The following is a 1,311-nucleotide window of genomic DNA, read 5'->3' on the forward strand; positions in this document are numbered from 1 at the left end:
CAATGTCATTAACTTAAGGAAAAGAACAATACCGGATGTCTTTACACCCATTCATGGGATAAAGACATCCGGTATTGTTCTAGGAGTCAGTCTTACCATTTGACGGTTTTATACTGTAATTATCAGGCAAAACAATCTAATGCGCTATAACTTTGTTGTTTAATAAGCTCTTTTATGCGTGTTTGAATATTTTCCCGCAAGCTGCCCCTTTGTCCGGTGGTAATGACGGTCTGGCCTGATTGGAACCAGATTTTTGCTGATGTCTTCATAGATCTGATGGAACAGCCTGTCCTGTTTCTGCGCATCTGTTTCCAACAGGATATAAATCAGGTCATTTTTCAGTATCCCTATGCTCAACGTCCGGTTCACCATCATTTTATGCTTCCTGTGTTTTTCTTTCTCATCCAGCTCCGCTTCCGCGTCACGGATGATGTCTTCCGCAAGGTTACTGACATAGATTGTGCTGTAGATATCCTGCAGCAGCAAAACAGGCCTGGTCCCTGTGAAGTTCTCTATCTGCAGACGGTCTTTGAGCGTTTCGTATGCCGTTTCAATTCCCCATCTCATATGGTACAATTCCGCAATCCGTTGGCTGTCAAAGGTTTCCGATGGCAGATTTGTGATGAGCACTTCTTCCTTCCCTTCCGGTAACGGCACTTTGACCATGCGCAGGGTGATGTGCCCGAGTTCTTCCATCCGCTGCCCGATATCCGTTCCTTTATAATGGTTGATCCGGCTTTTGTCCAGACGGATGTCCACCCATGTGTCCGGAAAGGATAAAGAGGACTGCTCCTTTTTATAGTCACTGGATTTGAGGCGCGCAAGGAACAGAACCCCCTTCTCCATCATCCTGATAAAAGCCGCGGTGGAGGGATAGCCCCTGTCCATGACGACCAGAAACGGCTGTGACGCGCCGATTGTTTCAGATACACGGTCGATCTGTTCTTCCGCCAGCCGCATTTCATCAAACTTGCATTTACAGCAGTCGCTCTCCAGGATCATGCGGTTCATCACATCATACAGACACCCGAGCCCTATGGATGCCTGGGGCTTTGTTCCTTTTCTGCTGGATGTCCCAAATGTTTCCAGCGTTTCCCTTGTGGTTGGGATATTGATTCCTGAGCCGTCTGCCGCCAGAACCAGATATCCATGGAAGACAGAAAATCCAGGGTCTGCATAAAAGTTCCTGTTATGATGGCGGTAAAGCTCATAAAAAGCCAGCGGATTCAATTTCATTCGCTGTTTCAGATAGCCCGGCTTTGATATTTCCATTCCCGGGTGTGCGGTTTTCATATAATTGCGTAATTCCAG

At 46.9% G+C, this 1,311-nt stretch carries 1 protein-coding gene; it reads right to left on the reverse strand.

Going from position 1 to position 1,311, the window contains the following annotated elements; genetic code table 11:
• Positions 1-159 precede the first annotated feature (159 nt).
• Positions 160-1,311 (reverse strand): IS4 family transposase (locus NFS35_RS28835; RefSeq protein ID WP_251210387.1); only part of this gene is annotated, 1,152 nt, incomplete at its 5' end.

It is taken from the genome of Acetatifactor aquisgranensis (assembly GCF_943193215.1).
Taxonomy (GTDB): Bacteria; Bacillota; Clostridia; order Lachnospirales; family Lachnospiraceae; genus Acetatifactor; species Acetatifactor aquisgranensis.